Annotated in this window: 21 protein-coding genes, 3 tRNA genes and 1 pseudogene; 11 read left to right on the top strand and 14 right to left on the bottom strand. The window is 72.7% G+C overall.

Annotation, left to right across the window (positions count from 1 at the left end; translation table 11 throughout):
• Nucleotides 1–96: 96 nt before the first annotated feature.
• A complete protein-coding gene (cbiE, locus tag ACSNN8_RS04680; RefSeq protein ID WP_436647148.1) occupies nt 97–1,314 on the bottom strand; it encodes a precorrin-6y C5,15-methyltransferase (decarboxylating) subunit CbiE in 1,218 nt (405 codons plus the stop codon).
• 165 nt (nt 1,315–1,479) lie between these two features.
• Between cbiE and ACSNN8_RS04675 the strand changes: the two genes are divergently transcribed.
• From ACSNN8_RS04675 to ACSNN8_RS04655, 5 genes are all read left to right on the top strand, one after another.
• On the top strand, nt 1,480–3,099 hold the full coding sequence (locus ACSNN8_RS04675; protein WP_436647147.1) for a ferredoxin reductase family protein: 1,620 nt from the start codon (nt 1,480–1,482) through the stop codon (nt 3,097–3,099).
• A gap of 13 nt (nt 3,100–3,112) precedes the next feature.
• Nucleotides 3,113–3,586, top strand: coding sequence for an FMN-binding protein (locus tag ACSNN8_RS04670; RefSeq protein WP_436647146.1), 474 nt, complete (start codon nt 3,113–3,115; stop codon nt 3,584–3,586).
• A gap of 32 nt (nt 3,587–3,618) precedes the next feature.
• Nucleotides 3,619–4,347 carry an FAD:protein FMN transferase gene (locus ACSNN8_RS04665; protein ID WP_436649408.1) on the top strand — a complete coding sequence of 243 codons (729 nt, stop codon included), beginning with the start codon at nt 3,619–3,621 and terminating at the stop codon, nt 4,345–4,347.
• Between the two features lie 179 nt (nt 4,348–4,526).
• Nucleotides 4,527–6,128, top strand: coding sequence for an ABC transporter transmembrane domain-containing protein (locus ACSNN8_RS04660; protein ID WP_436647145.1), 1,602 nt, complete (start codon nt 4,527–4,529; stop codon nt 6,126–6,128).
• Between the two features lie 126 nt (nt 6,129–6,254).
• Nucleotides 6,255–7,967 (top strand): ABC transporter ATP-binding protein, encoded by a 1,713-nt coding sequence (locus ACSNN8_RS04655; protein ID WP_436647144.1) that lies wholly within the window; start codon nt 6,255–6,257, stop codon nt 7,965–7,967.
• A 319-nt stretch (nt 7,968–8,286) separates the two neighbouring features.
• Here ACSNN8_RS04655 and ACSNN8_RS04650 read toward each other — a convergent pair whose 3' ends face one another.
• The 3 genes and pseudogenes from ACSNN8_RS04650 to ACSNN8_RS04640 all read right to left on the bottom strand — a co-directional run bounded on the left by ACSNN8_RS04650 (nt 8,287) and on the right by ACSNN8_RS04640 (nt 11,225).
• Nucleotides 8,287–8,793, bottom strand: coding sequence for a TetR/AcrR family transcriptional regulator (locus tag ACSNN8_RS04650; protein ID WP_436647143.1), 507 nt, complete (start codon nt 8,791–8,793; stop codon nt 8,287–8,289).
• A 981-nt stretch (nt 8,794–9,774) separates the two neighbouring features.
• Nucleotides 9,775–10,005, bottom strand: a pseudogene (locus ACSNN8_RS04645) (hypothetical protein); the annotation flags it as partial.
• Between the two features lie 38 nt (nt 10,006–10,043).
• Nucleotides 10,044–11,225, bottom strand: a complete 1,182-nt coding sequence (locus ACSNN8_RS04640; protein ID WP_436647142.1) for a GNAT family N-acetyltransferase — start codon at nt 11,223–11,225, stop codon at nt 10,044–10,046.
• Nucleotides 11,226–11,414: 189 nt separating this feature from the next.
• Here ACSNN8_RS04640 and ACSNN8_RS04635 point away from each other — a divergent pair.
• From ACSNN8_RS04635 to ACSNN8_RS04625, 3 genes are all read left to right on the top strand, one after another.
• A tRNA-Gly gene (locus ACSNN8_RS04635) sits at nt 11,415–11,487 on the top strand.
• 34 nt (nt 11,488–11,521) lie between these two features.
• Nucleotides 11,522–11,592 (top strand) — tRNA-Cys (locus tag ACSNN8_RS04630).
• A gap of 16 nt (nt 11,593–11,608) precedes the next feature.
• Nucleotides 11,609–11,680, top strand: a tRNA-Val gene (locus ACSNN8_RS04625).
• Nucleotides 11,681–11,931: 251 nt separating this feature from the next.
• Here the strand turns inward: ACSNN8_RS04625 and ACSNN8_RS04620 are convergent.
• Nucleotides 11,932–12,336 carry a CPCC family cysteine-rich protein gene (locus tag ACSNN8_RS04620; RefSeq protein ID WP_436647141.1) on the bottom strand — a complete coding sequence of 135 codons (405 nt, stop codon included), beginning with the start codon at nt 12,334–12,336 and terminating at the stop codon, nt 11,932–11,934.
• Nucleotides 12,337–12,477: 141 nt separating this feature from the next.
• Between ACSNN8_RS04620 and ACSNN8_RS04615 the strand changes: the two genes are divergently transcribed.
• Nucleotides 12,478–13,035: a hypothetical protein gene (locus tag ACSNN8_RS04615; RefSeq protein ID WP_436647140.1), complete on the top strand. Its 558-nt coding sequence runs from the start codon at nt 12,478–12,480 to the stop codon at nt 13,033–13,035.
• A gap of 31 nt (nt 13,036–13,066) precedes the next feature.
• On the opposite strand, the gene ACSNN8_RS04610 is transcribed toward ACSNN8_RS04615, so the two are convergent.
• Entirely contained in the window at nt 13,067–13,633 is a 567-nt protein-coding gene (locus ACSNN8_RS04610; protein WP_436647139.1) for a hypothetical protein, read from the bottom strand.
• A gap of 70 nt (nt 13,634–13,703) precedes the next feature.
• Nucleotides 13,704–14,969, bottom strand: a complete 1,266-nt coding sequence (locus ACSNN8_RS04605) for a hypothetical protein (RefSeq protein ID WP_436647138.1) — start codon at nt 14,967–14,969, stop codon at nt 13,704–13,706.
• A gap of 174 nt (nt 14,970–15,143) precedes the next feature.
• On the opposite strand from ACSNN8_RS04605, the gene ACSNN8_RS04600 reads away from it, so the two are divergent.
• Nucleotides 15,144–16,721 carry a hypothetical protein gene (locus ACSNN8_RS04600; RefSeq protein WP_436647137.1) on the top strand — a complete coding sequence of 526 codons (1,578 nt, stop codon included), beginning with the start codon at nt 15,144–15,146 and terminating at the stop codon, nt 16,719–16,721.
• Nucleotides 16,722–16,725: 4 nt separating this feature from the next.
• Here ACSNN8_RS04600 and ACSNN8_RS04595 read toward each other — a convergent pair whose 3' ends face one another.
• The 6 genes from ACSNN8_RS04595 to ACSNN8_RS04570 form a co-directional block, all read right to left on the bottom strand.
• Nucleotides 16,726–18,708: a TIGR03086 family metal-binding protein gene (locus tag ACSNN8_RS04595; RefSeq protein WP_436647136.1), complete on the bottom strand. Its 1,983-nt coding sequence runs from the start codon at nt 18,706–18,708 to the stop codon at nt 16,726–16,728.
• Complete coding sequence (locus ACSNN8_RS04590) at nt 18,705–19,298, bottom strand: hypothetical protein (RefSeq protein WP_436647135.1); 594 nt, start codon at nt 19,296–19,298, stop codon at nt 18,705–18,707. Before ACSNN8_RS04590 ends, ACSNN8_RS04595 begins: the two co-directional genes overlap by 4 nt.
• Nucleotides 19,295–19,972 carry a hypothetical protein gene (locus ACSNN8_RS04585; RefSeq protein ID WP_436647134.1) on the bottom strand — a complete coding sequence of 226 codons (678 nt, stop codon included), beginning with the start codon at nt 19,970–19,972 and terminating at the stop codon, nt 19,295–19,297. The genes ACSNN8_RS04590 and ACSNN8_RS04585 overlap by 4 nt, the downstream gene beginning before the upstream one ends.
• Nucleotides 19,969–20,271: a hypothetical protein gene (locus ACSNN8_RS04580; protein ID WP_436647133.1), complete on the bottom strand. Its 303-nt coding sequence runs from the start codon at nt 20,269–20,271 to the stop codon at nt 19,969–19,971. The genes ACSNN8_RS04585 and ACSNN8_RS04580 overlap by 4 nt, the downstream gene beginning before the upstream one ends.
• 8 nt (nt 20,272–20,279) lie before the next feature.
• A complete protein-coding gene (gene paaK, locus ACSNN8_RS04575; protein WP_436647132.1) occupies nt 20,280–21,602 on the bottom strand; it encodes a phenylacetate--CoA ligase PaaK in 1,323 nt (440 codons plus the stop codon).
• An 89-nt stretch (nt 21,603–21,691) separates the two neighbouring features.
• On the bottom strand, nt 21,692–22,615 hold the full coding sequence (locus ACSNN8_RS04570; RefSeq protein WP_436647131.1) for a phosphotransferase family protein: 924 nt from the start codon (nt 22,613–22,615) through the stop codon (nt 21,692–21,694).
• A gap of 36 nt (nt 22,616–22,651) precedes the next feature.
• On the opposite strand from ACSNN8_RS04570, the gene ACSNN8_RS04565 reads away from it, so the two are divergent.
• Nucleotides 22,652–25,834 (top strand): NACHT domain-containing protein, encoded by a 3,183-nt coding sequence (locus ACSNN8_RS04565; protein WP_436647130.1) that lies wholly within the window; start codon nt 22,652–22,654, stop codon nt 25,832–25,834.
• On the opposite strand, the gene ACSNN8_RS04560 is transcribed toward ACSNN8_RS04565, so the two are convergent.
• Nucleotides 25,835–26,215, bottom strand: coding sequence for a DUF1801 domain-containing protein (locus ACSNN8_RS04560; protein ID WP_436647129.1), 381 nt, complete (start codon nt 26,213–26,215; stop codon nt 25,835–25,837). It lies immediately after the preceding gene.
• Nucleotides 26,216–26,292 lie beyond the last annotated feature (77 nt).

Here is a 26,292-nt window from a genome sequence, read left to right as displayed (position 1 = left end):
GTCCCGGTCGTCGTGGGGCGGGCCGCCGGGGTGGGCCGGGCTGTCATCGCGTCACCGTCCCGGTCGTGCGGCGGGCCGCGGGGGTGTGCCGGACCGTCACCGCGTCACCGACCAGATCGTCACGGGCATCATCGGGCGCCAGCCGGTGAAGCCGCCGACCGGGGAGCCGCGGCTCACCGACAGGCGCGTCAGCTCGCCGCCCAGCTTGGCGTGGGCGGCGGCCAGCACGGCTTCCGACTCCACCGTCACGGCGTTGGCGACCAGCCGGCCGCCGGGACGCAGCGCTGTCAGGCACGCCTCGAGCACCCCGTCGCCGGTCAGGCCGCCGCCGATGAACACGGCGTCCGGCGTGGGCAGGCCCTCCAGCGCCGCGGGCGCGCGCCCCTCGATCACTTGCAGGCCGGGCACCCCGAGCGCCGAGGCGTTCGCGCGGATGGTCGCGAGCCGGTCGGGGGAGGACTCCACAGCGACGGCCCGGCACGCCGGGTGGCTGCGCATCCACTCGATGCCGACGCTGCCCGACCCCGCCCCGACGTCCCAGAGCAGCTCGCCGGGCACGGGCGCGAGCACGGCAAGCGTCACGGCGCGCACCTCCCGCTTGGTGAGCTGCCCGTCGGTCTCGTACGCCGCGTCGGGCAGCCCGGGAACGACGGACGTGCGCGGCCCGTCCGGCCCGCAGTCGACGGCGATCACGTTGAGCGGGTCGCCGGGCGGCTCGTCCCACGAACCGGCCCGGCCGCTGACGATCCGCTCGCCGGGCCCGCCCAGCTGCGACAGCACCGTGATCCCGGCGGCCTCGAAACCCGCGGCCGCCACCAGCGAGGCCACCAGCGCGGGCGTCGAGGCGTCCCGGGCCAGGACGAGCAGCCGCCGCCCGGGGTTGAGGGCGCGCCGCACGGTCGCGGGGTCGGCGGTGACCAGGCTGAGCACCTCCGTGGTCGCGAGCGGCCAGCCCAGCCGGGCGGCGGCGAGCGCGGCCGAGGACGGGTGCGGCAGGACCCGTACGCGGGAAGCCCCCACGAGCCGCACGAGTGTCGCCCCGATGCCGTGGAACATCGGATCGCCGCTGGCCAGCACCGCCAGCCCGGCCGGCGCGTGCTCGTCGATCAGCCGTTGCAACGCGGGCAGCAGCGGTGACGGCAGCGGCACCCGGCGGCCCGGCACGTCCGGCGCGGGCAGCAGGTCGAGCTGCCGCGGGCTGCCCAGCACCACCCCGGCGCGCGCGAGCGCGTCCTGCGCCGTCCGGCCGAGGTCGGGCCACCCGCCGGCGCCGATGCCGACCACCGTGACCAGGGCAGGGGTGTCGGCGCTCATGCACCGAACCTATCGCGGCGGGTGTCCGCGAGATTTTCCGCGTCCGGTTGAGCGAAGGCGGAGCCGGGTGCGTACAACAGCCCGACGGCTCCCCGAGACCGGGCCGTCACGTCGGCCGCAGGGGGTGGCAGACGCCGCAGTCGACCGCTGGACGGGTGAGGGATCATGGCGCAGGGACCGCCGACGTTCCAGACCTCTCAAGATCAGCGCTACGTGCCCGACGAGGACGAGCAGTACTTCGCAGGGCTGCGGGGCGCGCCCGGGGACGACGATCTGTGGCCCGCGCAGCAGCGTTACGAGGACGATCGCTACGAGGACCTGGCGGATCCCGAGCCGTGGCCCGACGACCCGCACCGCGACGACCCGTACCGGCGCAGCGACATCCTCGTCGAGTCGCACACGGACCCGACCGGTTGGAAGGCGTCCGGCCCGGCGCAGCCCCCGATCCCCGACGACCGCCCGCCCGCCGAGGCCGTCTCGGGCAACCGCCTGCTCACGGTCCTGTTGTTCTTCGCGGGGCTGGCCACCAGCGTCTCGCTCTGGCTGTTCGAGACCCAGGCCGGCGAGGTGGGCGACACCGCCTCGCTGATGCTCGCGGCAGGCCGCATCACCGGGCTGATCGGCGGCTACGTCCTGTTCATCCAGCTGCTGATGATGAGCCGGGTGAGCTGGCTCGAGGAGTGGGTGGGCGCCCGCGACCTGCTGCGCTGGCACCGCTGGCTGGGCACCTCGCTGTGCGTCTTCGTGCTCGCGCACATCGTGTTCATCGTCTACGGCTACGCGCTCACCGCCGAGACCGGCGTCGTCGAGCAGGGCTGGACGATCATCACGACGCTGCCCGAGATGCTCAGCGCCTCGGCCGCGACGATCATCCTGGTGGTCATCAGCCTGCTCTCGATCAGGGCCGCCAAGGCCAAGCTCCCGTACGAGTTGTGGCACCTCATCCACCTCACCGGCTATCTGGTCCTGCTGCTCGGCTACGGCCACCAGGTCGCGACCGGCGCCAACCTGAGCGGCCCGTTCGCGTCCGTCTTCTGGCCCGCCCTCACCGCGCTGGTGATCTCCGCGCTGGTCTGGGGCCGCCTGGTCGAGCCCGTCTGGCTCAACCTGCGCCACAAGTTCGAGGTCGCCGAGGTCGTCTCCGAGGGCGGCAACACGTTCTCGATCTACATCGACGGCAAGCACCTCGAGAAGCTGCCCGCCCAAGCAGGCCAGTTCATGCGGTGGCGGTTCCTGACCCGCAACGGCTGGTGGCAGTCGCACCCGTTCTCGCTGTCGGCCGCGCCCAACGCCCAGTGGCTGCGGCTGACCGTGACCGCGGTCGGCGGGCACACCCAGCGGCTGGCCCAGATGAAGCCCGGCACGCCGATCTGGGCCGAGGGGCCGTTCGGCGTCTTCACCGCCCAGCGCCGCACCCGCCGCCGGGCCCTGCTGATCGCCGGCGGCAGCGGCATCGCGCCGATCCGCGCCCTGCTCGAGGACATGCCGCCGGACACGATCGTGATCTACCGCGCCGGGCGCCCCGACGAGCTGGTGTTCCGCGGCGAGCTCGAGGAGCTGGCCGAGCAGCGCGACGCCTGGGTGCGCTACATCGTGGGCTCACGCACCGACCCCGGCCCGCAGCGGCTGTTCACCCCGGAGGGCCTGCTCGGCCTGGTGCCGGATGTGAGCCGCCGCGACGTCTACCTGTGCGGCCCGCCCGGGCTGGTCGAGGCCGCCGTGACGACGCTGCGCGAGCTCGACGTCCCCGACAGCCAGCTGCACCTCGACCCGTTCGAATTCTGAGAGGTTCCCCCCGATGCGACGTAGCACCGCAGCCGCCGTCGGCACCCTGACCGGAGCCGCCCTGATCGTCGGGGTGCGGCTGAGCGTGACGCCGCCCGAGGCGCCCGCCGTGGCCGCGCCGGTCGCCAACCTGGGCACCGGCACCCCGGCCCCGTCGCGCAAGGCGGCGGCGAAGCCCACGAAGGGGGCCGCGGAGAAGCCGAAGAGCGGCCTCAAGGACGGCGTCTTCAAGGGCGCCGCGGCGGCCAACCCGTACGGCAAGATCCAGGTCACCATCAAGGTGGAGGGCGGCGAGATCACCGGCGCCGACGCCACGTATCCGACCGCGAACGACAGCGCCACGATCAACCCGCCCGCGATCGCCGCGCTCAAGCAGTCGACGCTCGACGCGCAGAACGCCGACGTCGCGGCCGTCTCCGGGGCCACCTACACCAGCGAGTCGTACGTCAAGTCGCTTCAGGCGGCACTGGACGCGGCAAAGGCGTAAGGTCCCGCTCCGTGCGCCATGTCGAGCAGGTGATGGGGACCACCGTCAGCATCGAGCTGGGCGAGGACCGGCCCGACGGCGACCTCCGCCGGCTCGTCGCCGAGGTCTGCGACTGGCTGCACGAGGTGGACGCCCGGTTCAGCACGTACAAGGCCGACAGCGAGGTGTCCCGGCTCGCGCGCGGCGAGCTGCGCATCGACGACTGCTCGGCCGACCTGCGGCACGTTCTGGAAGCGTGTGCGGATCTCTGGCGCGACACGGACGGTTACTTCGACGCGTACGCCTCGGGGTCGCTCGACCCGTCCGGCTACGTCAAGGGCTGGTCGGTCGAGGTGGCCTCGGCCCGGCTGCTCGCGGCGGGCTCGCAGAACCACTACATCAACGCGGGCGGCGACATCCGCATGCGCGGCCACCACCCCGAGGGCGGGCCGTGGCGGGTCGGCATCCGGCACCCGTGGGAGGCCGACAAGGTCAGCTGGGTGCTGGCGCTGACCGACGGCGCGGTGGCGACCTCGGGCACGTACGAGCGCGGCGACCACATCGTCGACCCGCGGACGGGCAGGCCGGCCCGGGGGCTGCGCTCGGTCACCGTCGTCGGGCCCGACCTGTCCATCGCCGACGCGTACGCCACGGCGGCGCTCGCGATGGGGGAGGCCGGCATCGCCTGGCTGGCCAAGCGCGCGGCCGACGGCTACGACTCGGCGGTCGTGACCGACGACGGCCGGGCGTTCAGCTCAGCGAACCTGCCCGCCGCCGTCTGACCCAGCCGTTCCCCGCAGCCGTCCGCGCTTGTGGACAGTCGCTACGTCCGCCTTGCGGTTGTCCACAACCGGGCGAAACTGGGCAGCGGTCATCGACCCGCATGAGGCAGCATGACGGCGTGGACTTACGGGGACCGGCGCGCTTTCTCTGGTGGTTGGGGCGGACGAACAAGGGACGCGTGGGGCTGGGGGCCCTGTTCGGATCGCTGTGGTTCCTCAGCCTGGCGACCACGCCGTGGCTGCTCTCGCAGGCCATCGACCGTGGTCTCGCCCCGCAGCGGACCGGCGCGCTGCTCGGCTGGGCCGCGACGGTGCTGGTCGTCGGCGCGGCCAGCGCGGGGCTCGGCATCATGCGCCACCGCAGCATGACCAAGCTGCGCATGGCGGCCGCCCTGCAGACGGCCGAGCTGGTGATGGCCCACGCGACCAGGCTGGGCTCGGCGCTGCCCCGGCGCATCACTGCGGGCGAGGTCGTCACGATCGGCATCTCCGACGTGTGGACGATCGGCCGCTCGATGAACGTGGGCGGCGTCGGCGTCGCGTCGACGGTGGTCATCAGCGTGGTCGCGACGATCCTCTTCCGGACCTCGCCCATGCTCGCCGCCGTGGTGCTGATCGGCGTCCCGGCGCTCGCGCTGGTGGTCGGCCCGCTGCTGCAGCGCGGCCAGCGGGCCGGGCTGGCCTACCGCGAGCAGCAGGGCGAGCTCAACACCCGGCTGGTCGACGTGCTGGGCGGCCTGCGCATCCTCAACGGGCTCGGCGGCAAGGAAACCCACCTGCGGCGGTACGACGATCAGTCCGCCCGGCTGCGCGACCAGGGCTACCGCGTCGGCGGGCCGCTCAGCTGGATCGGTGCGCTCGGCGACGGGCTGCCGGTGGTGTTCCTGGCAGTGGTCGTCTGGCTGGCGGCCCGGCTGGCCGCGTCCGGCGAGCTGACCGTGGGCGAACTGGTCGGCGTGTACGGCTACACCGCCATGCTGGTCATCCCCGTCAACGTGATGATCTTCTGCTCGTTCGACGTCGTCCGCGGCCTGGTCGCCGCCCGCCGCGTGGTCGACTTCCTGCGGCTGCCCGCCGACGACCCGAGCGGCGGGCCGGGGCCGAGCGGGCCGGCGCCGCTGCACGACCCCGTGTCCGGTGTGGTCGCCGAGCCCGGCCGGCTGACCGCGCTGGCCGGCGCCCGCCCCGCCGACGCCGCCGAGATCATCGACCGGCTGGGCCGCTACGGCGAGACCGGCGCGACCTGGGGCGGGCTGCCGCTGGCCGCGGTCGCCCAGTCCGAGGTCCGCGCCCGCATCCTGGTCGCCGAGCCCGACGCCGCCCTGTTCGCCGGTGAGCTGCGCGAGGTGGTGGCCGGCCGCGACGAGCCCGACGACGAGCGCGTGCGCTCCGCGATCGTCACGGCCGTGGCCCACGACGTCGCCACCTCGCTCGACCGCCCGATCGAGTGGGCGGGCCGCAACGTCTCCGGCGGGCAGCGGCAGCGCGTGCGGCTGGCCCGCGCCGTGCACGCCGACCCCGAGATGCTGCTCGCCGCCGAGCCCACCTCCGCGGTCGACGCGCACACCGAGGCCGCCATCGCCGAACGCCTCACCGAGGCCCGGCGCGGCCGCGGCACGGTCGTGGCCTCTACGTCGCCGGTGCTGCTCGACCGGGCCGACGTCGTGCACCACCTGGTCGACGGCCGGGTCGCCGCCTCCGGCACCCACCGCGAGCTGCTCGCCTCGCATCCGGGCTACCGCGCCCTGGTAACCCGCGTCTTCGGCGAGGAGGACCGATGAACACCACCCTGCCGATCGCCGGCCGGCGCGCGGTCTTCCGCTTCTTCGACAAGGAGGACCGATGAGCGCCACGCTGCCGATCGTCGGCCGGCGCGCAGTCGCCCGCGTCTTCGGCGAGGAGGACCGATGAGCGCCACGCTGCCGATCGCCGGGCAGCGCCTGGTCGCCAGGGCCGGCTGGCGCCTGATCGTGGCCGACCGGCGGGCGATCGCCGTCATGACCGCGGTCAACGTGCTGGCCGCGCTCGCCGGGCTGGGCGGCCCCTGGCTGCTGGGCCGCATCATCGACACGGTCGCCGGGGGAGGCGGCGTGGGCGCGGTCGACCGGCTGGCCGCGGGCGTGCTGGCCTGCGCGCTCGCGCAGACGCTGCTGGCCCGGCAGTCGCTCGCCATCGCGTACCGCTTCGGGGAACGCACCGCCGCCCGCATCCGCGAGGGCTTCCTGCGCCGCTCGCTGGGCCTGCCCGCCGCCGTGATCGAACGCGTGCCCGCCGGCGACCTCGCGGCGCGCGGCACCACCGACGTCGACGCGGTCGCCACCACGCTGCGCGACATCCTGCCGAACGTGCTCATCGGCGTGGTCCAGATCATCTTCATCGTCGTCGCCGTGCTGGTGCTCGACCCGCTGCTCGGCGTCGTCGGCGTCCTGGGTCTGTCCAGCATCTGGTTCTCCACGCGGTGGTACCTGCGCCGCGCCCGCGCCGCCTACCTCAAGGAGGGCGCGGCCAACTCCCGGCTCGCCGACGAGCTGGCCGCGACGACCGCCGGCGCCCGTACGATCGAGGCCTTCGACCTGGCCGGACGGCGCCTCGACGTGGGCCGGCGCGCGATTGCCGAGACCCGCCGCACCCGGCTGGCGACGCTGCGGCTGCGCAGCGTCTTCTTCCCGTCGGTCGAGATCTCGTACGCCGTCCCGAGCGTGCTGGTGCTGCTGCTCGGCGGCCTGCTCTACTTCGACGGCCGCGTCACGCTCGGCACGGTCAGCGCGGCCGTGCTCTATCTGCGCCAGCTCGTCGGCCCGCTCGACATGATCCTGATCTGGATCGAGTCGCTGCAGAGCAGCCTCGCGTCGTTCGCCCGCGTCGAGGGCCTCGCCGCCGTCCCCGCCGCGCCGCCGGTCGCGACCACGCTGCCCGCCGACGACCGCATCGAGATCCGCAAGGTCCGGTACGCGTACGACGAGGGCCGCGACGTGCTGCACGACGTCGACCTCACCGTGCGCCCCGGCGAGCGGCTCGCCGTCGTCGGCCTCTCCGGCGCCGGCAAGTCCACCCTGGGCAGGCTCATGGCCGGCGTCGACCGTCCCCGGTCCGGCTCGCTGACCGTCGGCGGCGTCCCCGTGGCCGACCTGCCGGCCGACGTGCTGCGCCGCCAGGTCGTCCTGGTCACCCAGGAGCACCACGTCTTCCGCGAGTCGCTGCGCGACAACCTCATGATTCCCGCCCCCGACGACGAGCTGCGCCGCGCCCTCAAGACCGTGGGCGCCGACTGGGCCGACGACCTCGACCGCGACCTGGGCGAGTCTCCGCCCGATGGCGCCCAGGCCCAGCAGCTCGCCCTGGCGCGGGTCGTGCTCGCCGACCCGCACACGGTCATCCTCGACGAGGCCACCGCCCTGCTCGACCCCACCGCCGCCCGCACCGCCGAGCGCGCCCTGGCCGCCGTCCTGCACGAACGTACGGTGATCGCCATCGCCCACCGCCTGCAGACCGCCCACGACGCCGACCGCGTGGTCGTCATGGAGGACGGCCGCATCATCGAGGTAGGCACCCACGACGCCCTGGTCGCCGCGAACGGCCCTTACGCCGCCCTCTGGCGTTCCTGGCACAGCAGCGACTGATCCCAGCCGCCGCTCCCGTGGGCTTGTCCTCCGGCCATGCGTGGCTGATTTCGGCCAGTGATCGTCCTCCGGCGGCGCTCACGCGGGCTCGTCCTCCGACGGCGGTCACGCGGGCTCGTGCGCGGCCGAGTTCGACGAGCGTTTGTCCTCCGTCGGCGCTTCCGCAGTTGCTTGTTTCCAGGCGGCGCTCCCGCAGTTGCTTGTCTTCCGGCGGGGCTCCCGCGGGTGTTGCCCTCTGGCTGTGGGCGGATGAACTCGGGCGCCGGTCACACGGGGTTGTCCGGCGTTGGGTCACACGGTGGTCGCGCTCCGGCGGCGGTCACGCCGTGCGGAAGACGCCGTCGAGCGCCAGCGCGATCGTCCGGTCCGCGGCGGCATCGGCGTCCTCCCGGGTGGCCAGGACGCCCTCGACCATGCTGAAGATCAGCAAGAGGTCGCCGGGCTCCAGGTCCCGGCGGACGTAGCCCTGCTCCTGCGCGCGGCTCAGCGGCTCGGCGAGCAGGGCAACGATGCGGCGCAGGTAGCGGTTCTGCACGGCCGGTTCGAGCCGCCGGGCCAGACCCACCAGTGGCCGCATCGCGATCTGCGCGCGCAGCACCGCGTCGAGCGTCGCCCGGAACGCGGCCGGCTGCTGCCGGGTGGCCGCGATGCACGCTTCGAGCCGCTCCACCTGGTAGCCGATGACCGCCGCCGTGAGGGCGCACCGGTCGGGGAAGTGCCGGTAGAGCGTCGCCAGCCCGACCCCCGCACGCCGCGCGATCTCCGGCATGCCCACCGCCGCGCGCTCACTGGTCATCAGATCGCTGGCCGCCCGCACGATCGCCATCCGGTTACGCTGCGCATCCCGCCGGCGCGGCGCCTGCACTCCGTACAACATCGGCCGCCCCTCCGCGTCCGCATACCTCGCCCTGCTCCGCGCCGACCGAGCCGCCCGGCCCGCGCCTTCCGCCCGGCCCTGCTCCCCACCGGCCAAGTCGTCCGGCCCGCGCCGTTCGACCCGCCGTACTCCGCACCGGCCGAGCCATCCGGCCTGCCTTTCAGCCCGCCTTACTCCGCACCAGCCGAGCCGTCCGGCCTCCTTCTCAGCCCGCCGTACTCCGCACCAGCCGAGTCATCTGGCCCGCGCCTTCGACCCGCCGTACTCCGCGCCGGCCAAGCCGCTCGGCCCGCGCCTTTCGACCGGCCCCGCTCCCCACCGGCGGATCCGACCGGCCCGCGCCTTCGCCCGGCTAACCGGAGCTTGTGCGTTGGCGGCCCTCGAAGATCGACGTTACTGGCTGGTAACGATAATGTCATGGAGTTCAATTTCTCGGAACCCACGTCCGCCTCACGGCAGGGGAGGCTTGAGCTCCTCCCGGTGCGCGCCCTCGACCCACCCAGCACTGGGATGGCTGGTCGCCCCTGTTCAGTCCAGAAAGCGCGCATGGAGACCCGCGGCGTGATCGCGCCGTTGCACCGGCGCCGGCGCGATCGGCGCCCCGCGACTGTCGCGGTCGCTTGCATCGCGACCGCGTTCACATTCTTCGATATCGGAGCTTGGAGTCACCCTCAGCATTGGAGCCCGGACTCGCCCTTAGGACCGATCGGAGCCCGGACTCGCCCTTAGGACCGATCGGAGCCCGGACTCACCCTCAGGACCGGTTGGAGCCCGGAGCCCTGCTCAGGATCGACGAGATCGCCCCGGCAGCCGCAAGCCACTCACCCGGCAGCCGGCGTGGGCTTCAGGCCGCCCGGTCCCTCCGTCGACCCGTCACTTCCCGTGCCGGCGAAGGAGGGCCTGCGCGCGTTCCACGTCCTTCGGCGGGGCGGCCATGATCTTGCCGCGCGACCGCCAGGCCATGACCGAGCCGATCGAGACGGCCGACATGATCGAGCCGATCGAGAGCCACGACCCGATCGAGAGGATCGACAGGTTCGAGCCGATGGACCCGATCGAGAGCGACGACCCGACCGACCCGATCGACAGCACCGACCCCTTCGAGTAGACGCTGAGCACGGAACCCTCGGACCGGTACGACAGGATCGATCTGTCTCTCATCCCGCGATTATGGCCCCCTTCCCGTTGGCGCGCGGCCCTCAGAAGTCCGCGCAGAGGTACGGCATGTGCCGCGGGAACAGACTGCTCAACGGCCCCTCGGCGGCGCCGTCGACCGTGCCGAGCCCGCGGAGGACGACCTCCGTGGGGTCGAGCACGCCGTACAGCAGCGCACTGAGACCGCCGATCGTGAGCGTCGCCTCGGGCGTGGCCGTGCCCTTGGTCACGGTGAGGCGGCCGCCCTCGCCGACCAGACGCCACAGGCCGCCGGTCAGCGTGTCGTCCGGGATCTCGATCGTGACGTCCCCGTCGCCGGCCTCGCTGCCGGTCAGCGCGGGCATGTCCAGCACCCGCACCATCGGGCCGCCGCGCCGCGGATGGTCGACCTTGGCCTCGGTGGTCACGGCGAAATCGGTGCCCCACAGCTCCGGCACGTCGTCGGCGTCGAGCTTCACGCGCACGCGCGCCACCTGGTCGACGTGCCGGGCGAAGAACTGCAACAGCAGCGCACGCCCCAGCGGGCCGGTGGACAGCAGATTTTCCGCCTCGAGTTCCCCGCCGTACGAGCCCACCCGGTACGGCACCGCGCCGACCACTTCGCCGCCGGCGCGCGCGACAGCCATCCACCACTTGTCACCACGGAACTCGGCCGCGCGCGTCTCGTCGTACACCGCGAAACCGTGCCTTTCGCCCAGCAGGCGCTGCTGCAGCTGCTGCCATTCGTCGAAGCCGTCCGTCATCGGCAGCCGCTCGACCTCGCCCGCGAGCTCCGCCCGCACCAGGTGATCGAGCCCCTCCGGTGCGAACGTCGCCGTGCGGTGGCGCGGGATCCCGACATAGCCGAACCGTGCGTAGAAGCTGGGGCGGAACGGATACAGCGCGCTTACGGTGTGCCCCTCGTCGCGCGCCTGGCGCAGCAGCCGCTCGAGCACCCCACGGACCAGCCCTCGTCGCCGGGCCGACGGATGCGACGCCACGGACGCCACGCCGGCCATGTCGTGGACCTTGCCGCGTACGTTCTGCCGCATGCGCAGCGCCGCCGCGCCCGCCAGCGCCGTCCCACCCTCCTCGGCAACAAAGTTGATCGCCGTCCGGAAGAACACCATGCGCCGCCGGTACGCAGCCTCGTCCTCCTCGGGCCACGGCGACGGCAGGAACGCGTACGACTGCAGGGGGAACATGGCCGCCGTGCGCTCCGCCGCGCTGATCTGTCGGAATTCCATGGGCTCATCCAACACTGGAGCGCCCCTCGGCCGCCGCCCGGATTTCCAAGCTGTGGATAACTCCCGGCGCCCTGGTGAACCCCGCCCCGCGACGCGCCGGGGGACCCCGGTTTGGCAAGGCCCCGGGTGACCCGCTAATGTTTCATCCGTCGCCGGGCAAGCCCGAACACGGGGTGAGCGAAGCGACATGCGGACGTAGCGCAGCTGGTAGCGCATCACCTTGCCAAGGTGAGGGTCGCGGGTTCGAATCCCGTCGTCCGCTCGGAGAGGCCTTCACAGACGTGCTGGGCCGGCTCGGTGGAGTGGCCGAGAGGCGAGGCAACGGCCTGCAAAGCCGTCTACACGGGTTCAAATCCCGTCTCCACCTCGGCGAAGTTGCCAGAGGGCGATTGGCGCAGCGGGAGCGCGCTTCCTTGACACGGAAGAGGTCACTGGTTCGATCCCAGTATCGCCCACGCAGGTCAGAGACCACATCCCATTGATGGATGTGGTCTTTTTCCGTTGCTCCCGGGGCGTCCACCGCGGCTGCCTGGATGCCGAGTCTCATGACGTGCGTGACAGATCTGTCTCGGGACATGGGTGGCACGTCCGCCTGAATTCCGTCGTCTCGCCCTGACGGTATCGGATGCCGACGGCTGCGCCGCAACCTGCGGCGGTCGATCCGAGTCGGCCGATGCGTTCACCCGCTCGACGGCATGCCGGTGACTCAGGAGGTGGGGTCCTGACCACCGCTCGGGATCTCTTCGGGACGGGGTGCACGCACGTGCTTCACCATCCGGCGATCGCAAGCGCCGTAGGCGGCGAAGTTGTCCCGCGCCTGCGTCAAGCTCAGAGGACCGTTCGGGCCGCCGAGTACCGCGTCGGCGTCCGGATCGTCCTGGCCGTCATCTTCCCAGAAGCACACGTCGCAGATTTCGAATCCGCCACGCTCGCCCAAGGTCAAGTATCGGCAGCAGGGGCACGCAAACGGCCCTCCTTCGGGACCCAGGACGACTGGATAGTTCTTCACCTTCACGACGCTCAGCTTGCCAGCCCGATCACCCCGGGACGTGCCGAGGTGACTGCATTCGCGCGCCGCCGCACCCGTCACCGACTCGGTGGTGCCATCCAACCCCGCGTCAAGGCTGGATCGACAGCGGGTGCGCATGTCTGTGGTCCAGGCTCGTCTTTCGCCTGGAAATGCCCGCGTCGCGATATTACGTTCGATGATGATCGAACGATGGGCAGATCGAAGGTACGGGCAAGAGCCTTGGTGGCTTTCCGGCTCGATCGGGCGATGCGCGAACGCCGGCTGGTACGTCTGCGTCGCGGGATCGATCGGGCGGACAAGCTCGAGGGGTATGTCGTGATGCACGCTGACTCGTGGCTGTTGATGGCCGTCGTGGATGACGGGATCCGGCTCAACGGCTTCGCGGCGCTGCGATCCTCCGACGTCGTTGCCGTCAAGCCGCTTCTGAGAGGCGACTTCGTCGGCAAAGCGCTCGCACTGCAAGGCACCTGGCCACCCACCGCGCCACCAAACGTGGACCTGACTGATGTTCGAAGGCTCATCGCGTCGGTAGCCGAGCACTTTGCGTTGGTGACCCTGCACCTGGAGAAGTCCATCCCGGATGCGTGTTTCATCGGCCGTCTCGTCGGCTTCCGCAAGCGCACCGTGGGAATCCGGGAGGTGAGCCCGCAGGCCACCTGGGATCGTGAACCCACGAAGTGGTCACTACGGAAGATCACTAGGGTCGACTTCGGGGGCGCGTACGAGAACGCTTTGTACGCCGTGGCCGGCGATCCGCCGAAAATTCTGACGGCGGGGTGACCAACTTGGTGACAGCGGCGCCTGTCCGCCCTCAGAGCATTTCGAACTTCGCGCCGGCCTCGACGGCGACGGGGATGCCGAGCTCCGAGGTCAGCGCCTCCGCGAGGGCGGAATCCGCTGCGGCGCGGCTCCCGGTGATGGGGTGAATGTGTTCGCCAACGACGATGACACCGTCGAAGTCGGAGGTCAGCACCGCGATGTAGTTGATGCTGAAGTTGGTGAGCAGCCCGCTTCCGGAGAGCCCCACCAGCGCATCGGCAGCGCGCTCGAGGTCGCTCCTGCCATATCGCCGCTGCTCGACAGCCACGGTGATCCCGAGCCGGCGGGCCTCGTCCTTGATCGCCTGCTGGATCGGATCGGCTGCGCCGTGCCACTGGAGGGTCGTCGCCATGCGGTCCGGGTCGTTCACCGACTGGATGTAGCCACTACCGTCGATGCCCGGCAGCCCGGCGATGAAGTCGTTCAGCTCACCGAGCAGGTTCTGCCGGCGCCAGAGCTCCTCGTTGCCCTTCCAGCCGATCAGGCGTGCGGCCTCGTCCGACGCTGATGTGGCGGCGCGACCGGCGCCGACCGGCTCCGCCGTCTCGTCGTACGTCATGCCTGGCCCCTGTCGGTCGATCGTGCGCGGGTCGATCATGCTGACGCGCGGCCGGACGCACGCCGGGAGCTCAGGAGCAGGTGGCCTTGCCGCCCAGTTTTTCGGAACTGTGGCGCTGGTAGCCGAGTTCGGCGCCGGCGCGGAGGGTGATGCTGTTGCAGCGGTGGCTGGCGGGCTCGGAATGGCTCACGAAGCTGGCCGTGGTCACCCGGTTGCTGTCGAAGGTGACGTTGCTCAGGTCGCCGTCGAGGATCGGCGGGTCCTCGGAGCCGGTGCTGGTGATGGTGTTGCCGCTGACGGCGATCTGCGCGGCGGCGATGGCGAAGTTGCCGTCGGTGTGCAGGACCAGACCGCCGTGGGAGTTGCGGAACGTGTTGTTGCGCAGCTTGATGCCGCGGGCCGACGAGTCGGCCTTGTCGGCGCCGATCTCGAGGATGCCCTGGGTGTTGGTGCCGGTGTTGTCGTGCACGTCGAGGTCGTCGGCGTAGTTCCACACCTCGACGAAGCCGCCGTCGTGGCCGTAGTCGTGGCTGGTGGCGCGGCAGTTGGTGCAGCTGCTGCGGCCGATGTCGACGCCGTCGGCCTCCACCGAGAAGCCGATCGCGCCGTAGTCGTCGTCGCCGCCGGGGGTGTCGCGGACCATGTGCAGGTCGCGGGCGGTCACCCGGTCGGCCCAGGCGCCGCGGGCCTTGAGCAGCACGCCCACGCCGACGTTGTCGATGGTGCTCGACCGTACGCCGCTGTTCGCGCCCTGGATCTCGACGCCGTTGGTCTCGGCGTCGGTGATGCGGACGTTCTGGACGGTCTGGCGTTCGCCCGTGAGCAGCACCACGCTCTCGGAGCCCGCCGATCCGCCGTCGATGACCGGCAGCGCGCCCGTCCCGTACGCGGTGAGAACGGTGCCGTCGCCGCGCAGCTGAACGGTCGTCTGCCAGGTGCACCCGCGAGCCAGCCCGATCACCGTGCCGGGGGCGAGGTCCCGCGAGGTGGCGGCCCCGATGCTGCGCAGCGGCTTGGCGAGCGTCCCTTTGTTGCCGTCGTCGCCCTTCTCGCAGTCGACGTGGAGGTCGACGTCGACGTCGTTGCGGGCGGCGCTGGCCGACGGCTTCGGCGGGGGTGAGGTCAGGTAGGCGGCGGACCCGAGCTTGGGGGCCACTGCGGCCGATGCGGACGGTGAGGGCGACGCGGTCGTCGGCGTGCTCACGGGCGTCGTGGCGGCGGCGTTGCTCACGGGCGCGGGCTTCGCGGAGGCGCAGCCGGCGACGAGCAGCGCGCCGGCCAGCGGAACGGCCGCGACGGCGACTGCCGACGGGCGGCGAAGGCGTCTGGTCGGCATGGCGCCCACCCTATCCGACCTGTGCGATCGTCATATTGATCATGATGGCGGGGTCGGCGGACCGAACGGAGGATGCGGGGTCGGGCGCCGGGACGACAGGATGCGCCGTCGGCTAATCCGGGGAACGGGGAAACGATCAGCATGCGGTGGACTCGGGCGAGGCGGTGGGCCGCCGTGGGCGGCGCATCTGTGCTGGTGGCGGGCGCGGTGGCCGTGGTGCAGCCGTGGGCGCAGGCGGCGACCACGATCCGGGTGGACAGCCTCACGCCGTACCAGCTGATCGAACCGGGCAAGATCACTGTGAGCGGGCACACCACGGGCTCCCCGGCGGACGAGACCGTACGGATCTCGCTGCAGAACGACGTGAAGCTGACCGTGCCGGTGGTGGACGGACGGTTCTCGGGCACGTTCGACACCGGGCCGCTGCCCGACGGGCCGTACACGATCTACGCCGACGTCCCCGACGGCAACGGCTACCGGTTCACCGCGGGCACGATCGTGTACGTCGACGAGGACCCCGGCGACATCGTCGTGACCTCGCCCGCGCCCGGCTCCACGGTCACCTCGTTCGGCGACGACGGGCTGGTCATCGCCGGCCGGGTGGCGCATCCGGACGTCGTGCACCGGGTCACGCCGATGATCGGCGCGCAGGGCATGCGCGGGGTCAGCGCGCCGGTGGCCGAGGACGGCACGTTCCGCATGACGGTGCCCGCGCAGGACGTGACGCAGGGTCCCGTACGCGTCGCCGTCCTGGCCGAGGACTGCCTCGACTGGGCCACGTGCGGCGCCCTCGGCACGTCCGCCGTCACCGTCAGGGCCACCCCGTCCGCCGTGATCACCGCGCCGAAGGCCGGGCAGGTCTTCGGGACGGGCACGACGCTGGTGTCGCTGGGGCTGCAGGTCACCAACCCGGGGCCCGGCGACGTGGTGAGCGCCACCCTCGACGGCAAGCTGCCGGTGAACATGCAGACGCCGATCCGGCGCACCGCCACCCAGAGCCTGTACTGGACCAACGTCGCCGTGCCCGCCGACCTCGGCGAGGGCCGGCACACCCTGCACCTGAGCGCGAAGATCCGCGGCGTGACCGTGCCCGTCGCCGACGCCTCGTTCGCCGTCGACTTCGGCCCGCCGACCGTGCCCGCCGTCTCGGCCCCGGCCACCGTGCTGGCGAGCTCGGCGGCGGTCGGCTGGGCGGCCACGGACGCGGCCGGCCCGGTCACCTACGACGTTCGATGGCGTACGACCTCCGCGGTCCAGCCGACCAGCGGCTACGGCTATCCGTCGTCGCTGCAGGGCATCGCGGCGGCCCGTGCGACGGTGACCCTGGCAGCCGGCAAGGCGTACTGCTTCTCGGCCCGCGCCCGCGACGTGGCCGCCACCACCAGCGACTGGTCCGCCGAGCGCTGCACGCTGAGCCCGTTCGACGACCGCTGGCTGACGGTGTCCAAGGGCGGCAAGCGGGTGGCCTGGTCCGGCTTCGTCGCGAACACGGCCACCACCGTGCCGGCCAAGGGCAGCGCCTCGCACGCCGGCGTGACCGCCACCCAGGTCGGCGTCGTCGCCCGCGCCTGCCCGAGCTGCGGAAGCGTGACGGTCACCCACGCCGGCGTGACCCTCGGGACGGTCTCGCTCAAGGCGCCGGCGGCCACCCGCGTGGTGGTCTGGCTGCCCGCCGGCAAGCAGCGCACCGGCACGTTGACGCTGACCGCCGCGTCCGGTGCGACCCTCGACGGGGTGTTCCTGCGCCGCTAGATCCTCAGACGTGGCGGCCCAGGTAGGCGGCGAGGCGCATGCCGTCGTCGGATTCCGGCGGTACGGGCCGGGGCGCGGCGAAGGTGCGGCCGTCGCGCCACTCGGCGGGGACGAGCCGGGTGGCGATCTCCAGCGCGGTGGTGGCCAGGCGGGGGTCGAGCGGCGTGCGGTCGCCGACGGCTGCGGAAAGGTCCCAGGCGTGTGCCGCGAGCTCGAGGACGAATCCGGATAGTGCGACGGCTGCGGGCAGGCGCCCCCACGGTCCCTCGACGTTGCCGGTCAGGGCGTCGGGGCGGGCCCACGCCGACCGGGCTCTGGCCGCGGCCGCATCGAACGTACGCCGCAGCTCGTCCACAGTGGCGCGGTCCGTGGGCGAGGCAGGGGTGAGCCCGGCTCTGCGCGCGACGTCGATCACGTGCCGGAGCAGCGCCCGTACGTCCCACTCCGCGCAGGGCGTGGCCAGCGTCAACTGGTCCGCTCGCACGGCCGCGATCAGCCGCCGGTGGGTGTCCAGGGCCGTCGCCAGCAGCCTTTGCAGATCCGAGGCCCGCAGCTGTACGCCGTACGCGGGTCGCGGAACGCCGAAGAGCGCGCGGGCATTGTCCTCCAGCAGCGCGCGCGTCACCGCCGGCGGCAGGCGCTTGGCCAGGCGCAGCAGCGAGCCGTTGTAGTTCTCGCGCATCTCGATGTTGGGCGGCTTGCGGACGAAGTGCTCGTGCCCGTCGGTGGCCGCGTCCGACCCGAACAGCACCCGGCCCGGCCCCACCTCGTCGATCAGCCGCTCGACCTCGTCCGACGCGCACCACGACGTCTCCAGGTGCACGTTGGGCAGCCGCCTCGCGTGCCGGCTCGCCCGCCGCCGGCCTTCCGGGAAGCCGAGAAAGGTGTGGTAGAAGACGAACGGCACGGCCGGGAACCGCTCGGCCAGCCGCGCGATGAGGTCGGGGTCGGCGTTGCCCGGACCGCTGTGGACGGTGACCGGCACCCCGGCCTCCTCGGCCGCCGTCAGGTACGGGTCGAGCGCCGCGGTGTCGGCCGGAAAATTGTCGTACGCCGGATGTAGCTTGAGTCCCGCGGCGCCGTCCGCCAGCCTCCGGCGCACGTCGGAGGGGTCGGGGCCGAAGGGACGCACCCACACGAGCCGGGTCAGCCACGGGGTTGCCGCGGCGGCGACGTCGACGAAGTCGTTGTCGCCCCACGACACCAGCGCATGGGTCATGCCGCCGGAGGCCGCGGCTGTCCGCAGGCTGTCGAAGCCCAGCGGGCCGCCGCCGGGTCCGCGGGCGTGCACGTGCGCGTCCACCGGGTCGAGCCCGACCCACAGCCGGTAATCGGCGTTGACGTTGTTGTCGCACTGCGCGGACGAGGAGGAGCGGACCACACAGTCGAGCACCAGCCGGCCCTCGGTCGGCACGTCGGCCACCCACGCGTGCGGGGAGGTGCGCTCCATCGCGATGTTCCGCGGCGCCGTCCAGCCGTCGTGGCCCACATGCAGCACGAGGTCGCGGCCGTCCCTCGCCAGCGGGCCGGTGTAGCGCACCCGGGCCTGGCGCGTCCGCTCCGCCGGCGGGGTCAGCCACTGGAGGGGGCGGTCGTAACGACCCGGCCGCTGGGCGGGGCCGCTGGGGCCGGGCGCGGCGCTTTCGTCGCCTGCCCACCGTGGCGCGGCGCCGGGGCGTGCCGATCCGCCGGGCGCGGCGGTGGCGTGCGGCGCGTTGTCGGGCGCGGCGGTGCCGGACGGCGCGTTGCCGGGCGCGGCGATGGCGTGCGGCGTGCTGTCGGGCGCGGCGGTGCGGTGCGGCGTGCTGCCGGGTCCTGCGGTGCTGCCGGCCGCTGCGGCGCCGGGCGGTGCGGTGCCGCGCGTGCCGCCGGGTGCGTCGTCGGGGGACGCGTGCCCGGTGGGGGAGGCGTGCCCTGTGGGCGAGGCGTGGCCGGGGGGTGGCGCGCGGTCGGGTGGGTGGTTGGGGGACGGGTCGGGGGTGGTCACAGGTCTACGGTCCAGCCGACGCCGTCGTTGTCGTTCCAGGACTCGGTGTTGTCGGACGGGTCGGGGTGGCCGTTGCTGATCAGGTGGTAGCCGTACCGGATGGTCGAACCGGGGACGCCCCAGACCGCGCCGCGGAAGACGTGGGGGAGGGGCTGGGCGCGGACGAACTCGTAGATGTTGCCGCCGGCGGGCGAGCTGCCGGCGGACTCGAAGGGCAGGCCGTCCATGACCGTGCTCGTGTAGTTCGGCACGCCCGCGCAGCTCCACATGATCCCGACGGAGGTGTAGACGCCCTCGTGGTCGGGATACGTGATGTCGTGGGAGACGATGTCCTCGGTGAAGACGGGCGAGGCCGTGCGGTCGTGCATGCCCACGACGAAGAAGAAGTGGTGCAGCGAGCGCCCGGCGTCGCGCGGCACCTCGATCACGGTGCTGCGTTCGGGGCTGTCGGTGACGGGCGACAGCACGGCCTGGTCGCCGAGCGTCCAGTCGGGCGGCTCGCCGCGCGGCGAGGTGGTGTAGTGGATCTGCACCATGGAGATGCCCGGCCCGGGATCGACCCATGTCTTGCGCAGCCCGAAGATGGTCACAGGTGGTGCACCCAACGGTTGTCACCTCCCGGCTTCGAGGGGCCGTGCGGGCCCAGCCACGTCTCGCTCTTCTCCTGTGGCGGGTACATGCGGCCGATGTGGTACTGCTGCACCAGCGTCGCCCCGCGCGGGCCCCACATGCGCGAGCGGAACGTGTGCGGGAGGCTCAGCCCGTACAGCAGCTGGTACTTCTCGTGGTGGAAGCGTTCCTTGTCCTCGTACGTGTAGTAGTTGGTCGCCACGAACTCGGAGTCCGCGGGGATGCGCGGGTCCTCCATGGGACTGTAGACCGGCGCCGTCCAGTCGCCCACGGACCAGTAGATGCAGATGTTCGTCACCCAGCCGGACTCGTCGGTGTAGGACAGGTCGCGATAGACGATGTCCTCGGTGAACAGGTCGGTCGTCCACCGGTGCCCGTGCTGGAAGACCTCGAAGTAGTAGTGGAAGCGGTACTCGGGGGTCGACCAGCCGTGTTCGAGGTCCCACACCGAGCGGGGCATGCGCAGCACCTTGAGCCGCCGGCGGGGGAAGCCGCCCAGGTCCTGCAGCACCCGCGCCTCGTGGCCCCAGCTCCAGTCCGGCCACTGCCCGGGCGGCGTCGCGGCGTAGTGGATCAGCACCTGGTCGACGCCGTCCTCCTGGTCGGTCCACCCCTTGGGGTAGTACCAGCTCACGACGCCCACCCGCCGGGACTGATCACTTCGTAGGTGCGCACGCTCGGCATGCCCATCAGCAGCTCGGGCAGCCGGCGGTAGAACTCGCCGGTCACGTCCTGGTCGAGGTAGCGCTGCATGTCCTCGACGCTGGCCCAGCTCGACACCGCGAGCACGCTGTCGCCGCTGCGCAGCGACTGCACGAACACGATGCCGGCGGCGTTCGCCACCACGTCGCGCTCCTGCTGCACGAGCAGTTCGGTGAGCCGGTCGATCGCGCCGGGCCGCGCGGTGGCCTCGAGTATCCGGAAGATCGCCATGGAACCTCCTAACGCTGCCGTCGGTCGACGAGCCGCTGGATCTTGCCGGCCGAGCGGGCGAGCGTCTCGGGCTCGACGACCTCGACCTCGACGCTGGTGCCCACGGTGTCCTTGACCGCCTTCGCCACCTCGGCGCCGGCCGGTCGGCGGCGCTCGCCGGGGCAGTCGGGGCGGGCCTCCACCTGCACGGTGAGGTGGTCCATGCGGCCCTGCGTCGTGAGCAGCAGCTGGAAGTGCGGCGCGAGCCCCGGCGTCCGGAGAATGATCTCCTCGATCTGGGTGGGGAACAGGTTCACGCCGCGCAGGATGATCATGTCGTCGGTGCGGCCGGTGATCTTCTCCATGCGCCGCATGCCGGGCCGCGCGGTGCCGGGCAGCAGCCGGGTCAGGTCGCGGGTGCGGTAGCGGATCACCGGCATGGCCTGCTTGGTCAGCGACGTGAACACCAGCTCGCCGGGCTCGCCCTCGGGCAGCACCGCGCCGGACACCGGGTCGATGACCTCGGGATAGAAGTGGTCCTCCCAGATGTGCAGGCCGTCCTTGGTCTCGACGCACTCCTGCGCGACGCCCGGCCCGATCACCTCGGACAGCCCGTAGACGTCGACCGCGTGGATGCCCGCGCGCTCCTCCATCTCGGCGCGCATCTGCTCGGTCCACGGCTCCGCGCCGAAGATGCCGATCTCCAGGCTGGACTTGCGCGGGTCGAGCCCCTGCTTCTCGAACTCGTCGATCACGGTGAGCATGTAGGACGGGGTCACCATGATGACCCGCGGGCGGAAGTCGTTGATGAGCTGCACCTGCCGGGGCGTCATGCCGCCGGAGACCGGGATGACCGTGCACCCGAGCCGCTCGGCGCCGTAGTGGGCGCCCAGGCCGCCGGTGAACAGGCCGTAGCCGTACGCGTTGTGCAGCCGGTCGCCCGGGCGCCCGCCGGCGGCCCGGATCGAGCGCGCCATCACCGTGGCCCACGTGTCGAGGTCGCGCTCGGTGTAGCCGACGACCGTGGGCCGGCCGGTCGTGCCGGACGAGGCGTGGATGCGCCGCACGTCGGCCTCGGGGACGGCGAACATGCCGAACGGGTAGTTCTCGCGCAGGTCGGCCTTGCTCGTGGTCGGGAACTTCGCGAGGTCGGCGAGGTCATGGCAGTCGTCGGGGTGCACGCCGGCGTCGTCGAACGCGCGCCGGTAGTGCGGGACGTTGTCGTACGCGTGGCGCAGTGTCCACTGCAGCCGCTGCAGCTGCACCGCCCGCAGTTCGTCCGCGCTCATCCGCTCGGCGTCGTCGAGCATGTCCCATGGCGGCGCCGAGCCGCTCCGTTGCGGTGCCGTCATGAAGCCTCCGTCGAGAGATAAACCGTCGGTAATCACCCGATCGACGTACAGCTCACCTAAGTCCTCGGCGGGACGCCCGTCAAGTCGACCTAGAGCGGTGTGGGGCTGGGGATCTCGGCCAGGTAGTACGCGGCCGCCGTACGGAAGTCCTCGTCGACCGGCAGCGTTGCGTCGTGCACCGCCCGCCGCCAGGCCGCGGCCTTGGGCACCCGCCCGACCCGGCACGCCAGCGTCACCGACCGGCGCAGGACCGCGGGCGGGGCCACATCGGACCACGCCTCCAGGTAGGCGTCCCGCAGCACGGCCAGCTCCTGCGGCGTGGTGGCGAAGAACGCCTGTGCCGAGCCCAGCGCCACGAGCAGGCACCCGAACGGGTGTCCCACGCTCGCGTCGCCCCAGTCGAAGAACCGGTTGCCCGGGAACACGTTGTCGTCGTGCAGGTCGTCGTGCTGCAACGACGCCGGCACCCCGTCCGCCGCCAGCTCGGCACACCAGCGGGCGTACGCGTCGACGTCCACACTCACCTCGGGGTTCTCCGCCAGCAGCGTGCCGAGCACCGCGGGCAGCCCGGCCGGGCGCATGTCCGGCACCCCCAGCGCGACCATCTCCGCGGCCCGGGGCGCGACGGCGCGCTGCAGCTCCGCGTACGCCCGGAGCATCTCCGCCCATGCGCGCAGCCGGGCCTCCCGGTCGTCCGGGAGCGCCTCGCGCAGCGTGGGCCCGCAGTCGGCCGTCAGCAGCCAGCCGCGCGCCTCGTCCACGGCCAGCGGCGGCACGACCGCGCCGGGCGCCCACGTCGCGAGCGCCGGCGCCAGCGAGGCCTCGTACGCGCAGCCGGGCGTGTTCGCCTTGAACCACCGCACGCCCGCCGCGGTGCGCGCCCACAGGGTGACCGACCACGGCCGTACGCGCGTCTCCTCGATCTCCCCGTCGACCGGCGCGTCCAGCCGCTCGCGCATCCACGCGTGCGCCTGCGCCTGCCACCGCGGGTCGTGCCAATCGTTCGCGCGCATGGTCGACGACTTTAGGCCGTACGCCATCATGATGCGATGCCGCGCAGTCTGTCCTATGCCGACGCCGTCCGGATCCTCGGCGGAACGGGCCCGCTCGCCAAGACCGTCGACAGTGTGCTGCCCGCGCTGGGGCTGCCCGACGTGGTGAAGCTCGGCTCGCAGATCGAGAGCACGATCAACGAGAGCCTGCGCGGGCTGGGCCGGCACGAGCGCAGCGAGCGCCTGCAGGCCGCCCACGCCGTCCTGGTCGTGACCGCGTTCTTCGAGACCTTCGAGGAGTGCCTGGCCGCGGCCGCCGTGGAGAGCCCCGGATTCGATCACCTGCGGTTCGTGCGGGCGGGCGAGGACGGCTCGATCGTCCGCCGGATCCTGTCGGCCTCCGTGCCGCTGCCCGCGCCCGACCTGCCCTACCAGGAGCTGCTCGAGCGGCTGGCGACCTGGTTCTCCGAGGCCACCGCCGACCTGATGACCAAGCTCGCCGACTCGCGGGCGTGGGACCGGGCCGACGACAACGCGCGCTACGTCACCGAGCGCCTGCTCGGCCGGCTGCCCGAGGCGGCCGTCGCCCGCTACGACCAGGCGCACCGGCGGCTGGCGGAGGAGATCCCCGAGTTCGCGATCTGGGCCGACCGCCTCGAGGCCCGAGCGACCACCCACGGCCTCGAACGTCTCGAGGCCGTGCTGCTGCGGGCCACCGCCGGGCGCGACCCGGGCCGCCACCGCGACGCGCTCGCCCGTGCCTACCGGGCCGAGCTGGCCCGTCCCGTGCTGGGCGGCGACGCCGGCGAGCTGATGCTGCCCGCGCTGCGTGCCGCGTACCTCGACCCGATCTTCCGGGTGCGCTCGGCCGGGCCCGGCGCCCACCCCGCCGACGACCAGTGGTGGGCCGGCGCCGAGACCCGCCACGACATCTCCGGGTTCCTCGCCGCCTACCTGACCAGCCCCGAGGCCACCGAGGCGCCGTTGCTGCTGCTCGGCCAGCCCGGCGCCGGCAAGTCCTCGCTGACCCGCATCCTCGCCGCCCGGCTGCCCGCCAGCGACTTCTTCGTCTGCCGCGTGGCGCTGCGCGAGGTGCCCGCCGAGGCCGAGATCCAGGACCAGATCGAGCTGGCGCTGCGCACCGCGATCGGCGAGACCGTGTCGTGGGCCGAGCTGTCGCGCGACGCGGGCGGGGCGCTGCCGGTGGTGCTGCTCGACGGCTTCGACGAGCTGCTGCAGGCCACCGGGCTGCACCAGTCCGACTACCTGCAGCGGGTGGCCGCGTTCCAGCAGCGCGAGGCGTCGCTGGGCCGCCCGGTCGCGGTGATGGTCACCAGCCGGATCGCCGTGGCCGACCGCGCCCGGCTGCCCGCGGGCGCCCTGGCCGTGCGGCTGGAGCCGTTCGACGACGCGCAGATCGAGCGCTGGCTGACCGTGTGGAACGACACCAACCCGCTGGTCAAGCCGCTGCCCGCCGCGGTGGTGCGCCGCTTCCACCAGCTCGCCGAGCAGCCGTTGCTGCTGCTCATGCTCGCCCTCTACGACGGCACCAGCCAGCAGCTGCAGGACACCGGCGCCGACCTCGACGGCGGCCGGCTCTACGAGCGCCTGCTCGCCTCGTTCGCCGCCCGCGAGGTGCGCCGGCTGCACGCCGGGCAGCCGGACTCGGCCGTGCCCGCGCTGGTCGAGCAGGAGCTGCTGCGGCTGTCGGTGGTGGCGTTCGCGATGTTCCATCGGCTGCGCCTGTGGGTGACCGAGCGTGAGCTCGACGACGACCTCGCGGGCCTCGGCCTGGCCCCGTCGCGCCCGGGCCGCGCGGACAACTTCCGCACGCCGCTGACCGCCGGCCAGGAGATGGTCGGCCGGTTCTTCTTCATCCAGCGCGCCCAGGCGATCCGCGACGACCGCACCCTGCAGACGTACGAGTTCTTGCACGCCACGTTCGGCGAGTACCTCGTCGCGCGGCTGGTCGTGCAGGCCGTCCGCGACACCGAGGCGCGCGAGTCGGCGAGCACGCTGGCGCTGCGCCTGGGCCCGTCGCACGACGACGACCTGCTGCGCTCGCTGCTCGGGTTCACCCCGCTGACCGCCCGCGGCACCATCGTGCCGTTCGTCGCCGACCTGCTCGACGGCCCGGACCGCGACCGCCTGCGCGCGTGGCTGGTGCGCCGCACCAGCCAGGCGCTGACCCACCCGTCGTATGGGGAGAGCTCGTACCGTCCCGTCGACAAGCGCGCCGACCACTGGATGGCCACGTACTCGTTCAACCTGCTGCTGCTGACCCTGGCCTGCGGGGGCGAACTGCGCGCCTCGGACCTGTTCACCCGGGCCGAGGACCCGGCGTACTGGCTGCGTGGCGCCGCCCTGCAGTGGCGCGCGGCGGTGCCGGGCGGCATGTTCATGGACGCGATGGAGATCGTCACGGTCGCCCGGGAATGGCACGAGGGTCGCCGTGACATCGTGCTGCGGCTCGCCGTCCCGTGGACCGGCGCCCGCCCCGGCCCCATGGACGTGAGCTGGTTCAACGACCTGCGGCCGGGCGTGGAGCCCGCGCCGGTGTGGCGGCCCAAGTTCGAGTGGCGCGCGGCGCTCACCTCGATGCACCTGAGCAACCACCTCAGCGACAACACCCTGCTGCACACGCTGGAGCCCCTGCTCGACCGGATGCCGGAGGCGCTGCTCACCTTCGTGCACCACGCGGGCGCCGACGAGTCGCTGGCCCGCAGCCTGATCGAGCTGTGGCTGGCGTCCGCCTTCGAGGAGTCGCCCGAGGCGCTGCTCGCCCGCTACGAGCGCGTCGCCGCCGCGCTGGCCGCGATCGGCTCCGGCGACGATCAGCGCACGTCCGAGAGCCGCGCGACCGCGACGCTGCTGATGCAGGCGTTGCGCGCGGACGCCGACCGCCTCCCGCCCGACCGCGTCGTCGCCCTCATCGGCCCGCTCGCCGCGTCCCGCCGGCTGACCTCTCCGCGCGGCGCCGAACTGGCCCTGCGCTGCCTGCTCACGCCGCGCGTCGCCGCCCTCCCCTCCGCGGTCGCCCCGATGGGGATGTTGCTGAGCGACCACCTCGAGACGCTCGACGACGCGCTGCTGGCGCAGGCTTTGCACACGCTCGCCCGCGCCGCCGAGCCCGGAGACACCAAGATCCGTGACCTCGTGCAGCGGCTGGACGGGCGCCGCGCCACCGCGCTCGAGACCCTGGACCCCGATCTGGGCGTACGCCTGGCCGCCTTCCGCTGATCAGCGGGCGGCGGCGTAGGAGCGCGCCACGATGTCGCGCAGCGCCTGCTGGTCCGCCCGGTCGACGCGCTTGAGATACAGGCAGCCCTTGCCGTGGGTGTGCGGCCCGAGCCGTTCGAGCAGGTCCGCGTACGTCTGCAGGTAGCCGGTCAGATAGAGCACGGTCTGCGCCTTGCGCGGCGCGAACCCGATCGCCGCCACGTCACCCTCGCGGCCCGACTCGTACCGGTAGTGCCGCGAGCCGAACCCGACGATGCCGCCGCCCCACATCGCCGGCGGCTCGCCCGTGACCTCGCCCATGAGCCGCACGAGCAGCCGCGCGTCGCGCTGCCGTTGCTCGTCACCGATCGTGCTCAGAAAGACCTCGACGTCGTCCGCCACGGGTCCAGCGTGTCACGTCGTACGCGGTGGGAGCAGGTCGGGAGCACCTCGGTAGCACCTCTCGCCCGAACGAGCAT

This window comes from Actinoplanes sp. URMC 104 (assembly GCF_051386375.1).
GTDB lineage: Bacteria > Actinomycetota > Actinomycetes > Mycobacteriales > Micromonosporaceae > Actinoplanes.
The sequence above is the reverse complement of the archived record's forward strand: the minus strand, read 5'-3'. Positions and strand labels throughout refer to the sequence as shown.

Coding starts and splice junctions, on each gene's coding strand:
- cbiE (WP_436647148.1), bottom strand. CDS start 1,314: ATGAGCGCCGACACCCCTGCCCTGGTCACGGTGGTCGGCATCGGCGCC.
- ACSNN8_RS04675 (WP_436647147.1), top strand. CDS start 1,480: ATGGCGCAGGGACCGCCGACGTTCCAGACCTCTCAAGATCAGCGCTAC.
- ACSNN8_RS04670 (WP_436647146.1), top strand. CDS start 3,113: ATGCGACGTAGCACCGCAGCCGCCGTCGGCACCCTGACCGGAGCCGCC.
- ACSNN8_RS04665 (WP_436649408.1), top strand. CDS start 3,619: ATGGGGACCACCGTCAGCATCGAGCTGGGCGAGGACCGGCCCGACGGC.
- ACSNN8_RS04655 (WP_436647144.1), top strand. CDS start 6,255: ATGAGCGCCACGCTGCCGATCGCCGGGCAGCGCCTGGTCGCCAGGGCC.
- ACSNN8_RS04650 (WP_436647143.1), bottom strand. CDS start 8,793: ATGGCGATCGTGCGGGCGGCCAGCGATCTGATGACCAGTGAGCGCGCG.
- ACSNN8_RS04640 (WP_436647142.1), bottom strand. CDS start 11,225: ATGGAATTCCGACAGATCAGCGCGGCGGAGCGCACGGCGGCCATGTTC.
- ACSNN8_RS04610 (WP_436647139.1), bottom strand. CDS start 13,633: ATGACGTACGACGAGACGGCGGAGCCGGTCGGCGCCGGTCGCGCCGCC.
- ACSNN8_RS04605 (WP_436647138.1), bottom strand. CDS start 14,969: ATGCCGACCAGACGCCTTCGCCGCCCGTCGGCAGTCGCCGTCGCGGCC.
- ACSNN8_RS04580 (WP_436647133.1), bottom strand. CDS start 20,271: ATGGCGATCTTCCGGATACTCGAGGCCACCGCGCGGCCCGGCGCGATC.
- paaK (WP_436647132.1), bottom strand. CDS start 21,602: ATGACGGCACCGCAACGGAGCGGCTCGGCGCCGCCATGGGACATGCTC.
- ACSNN8_RS04570 (WP_436647131.1), bottom strand. CDS start 22,615: ATGCGCGCGAACGATTGGCACGACCCGCGGTGGCAGGCGCAGGCGCAC.
- ACSNN8_RS04565 (WP_436647130.1), top strand. CDS start 22,652: ATGCCGCGCAGTCTGTCCTATGCCGACGCCGTCCGGATCCTCGGCGGA.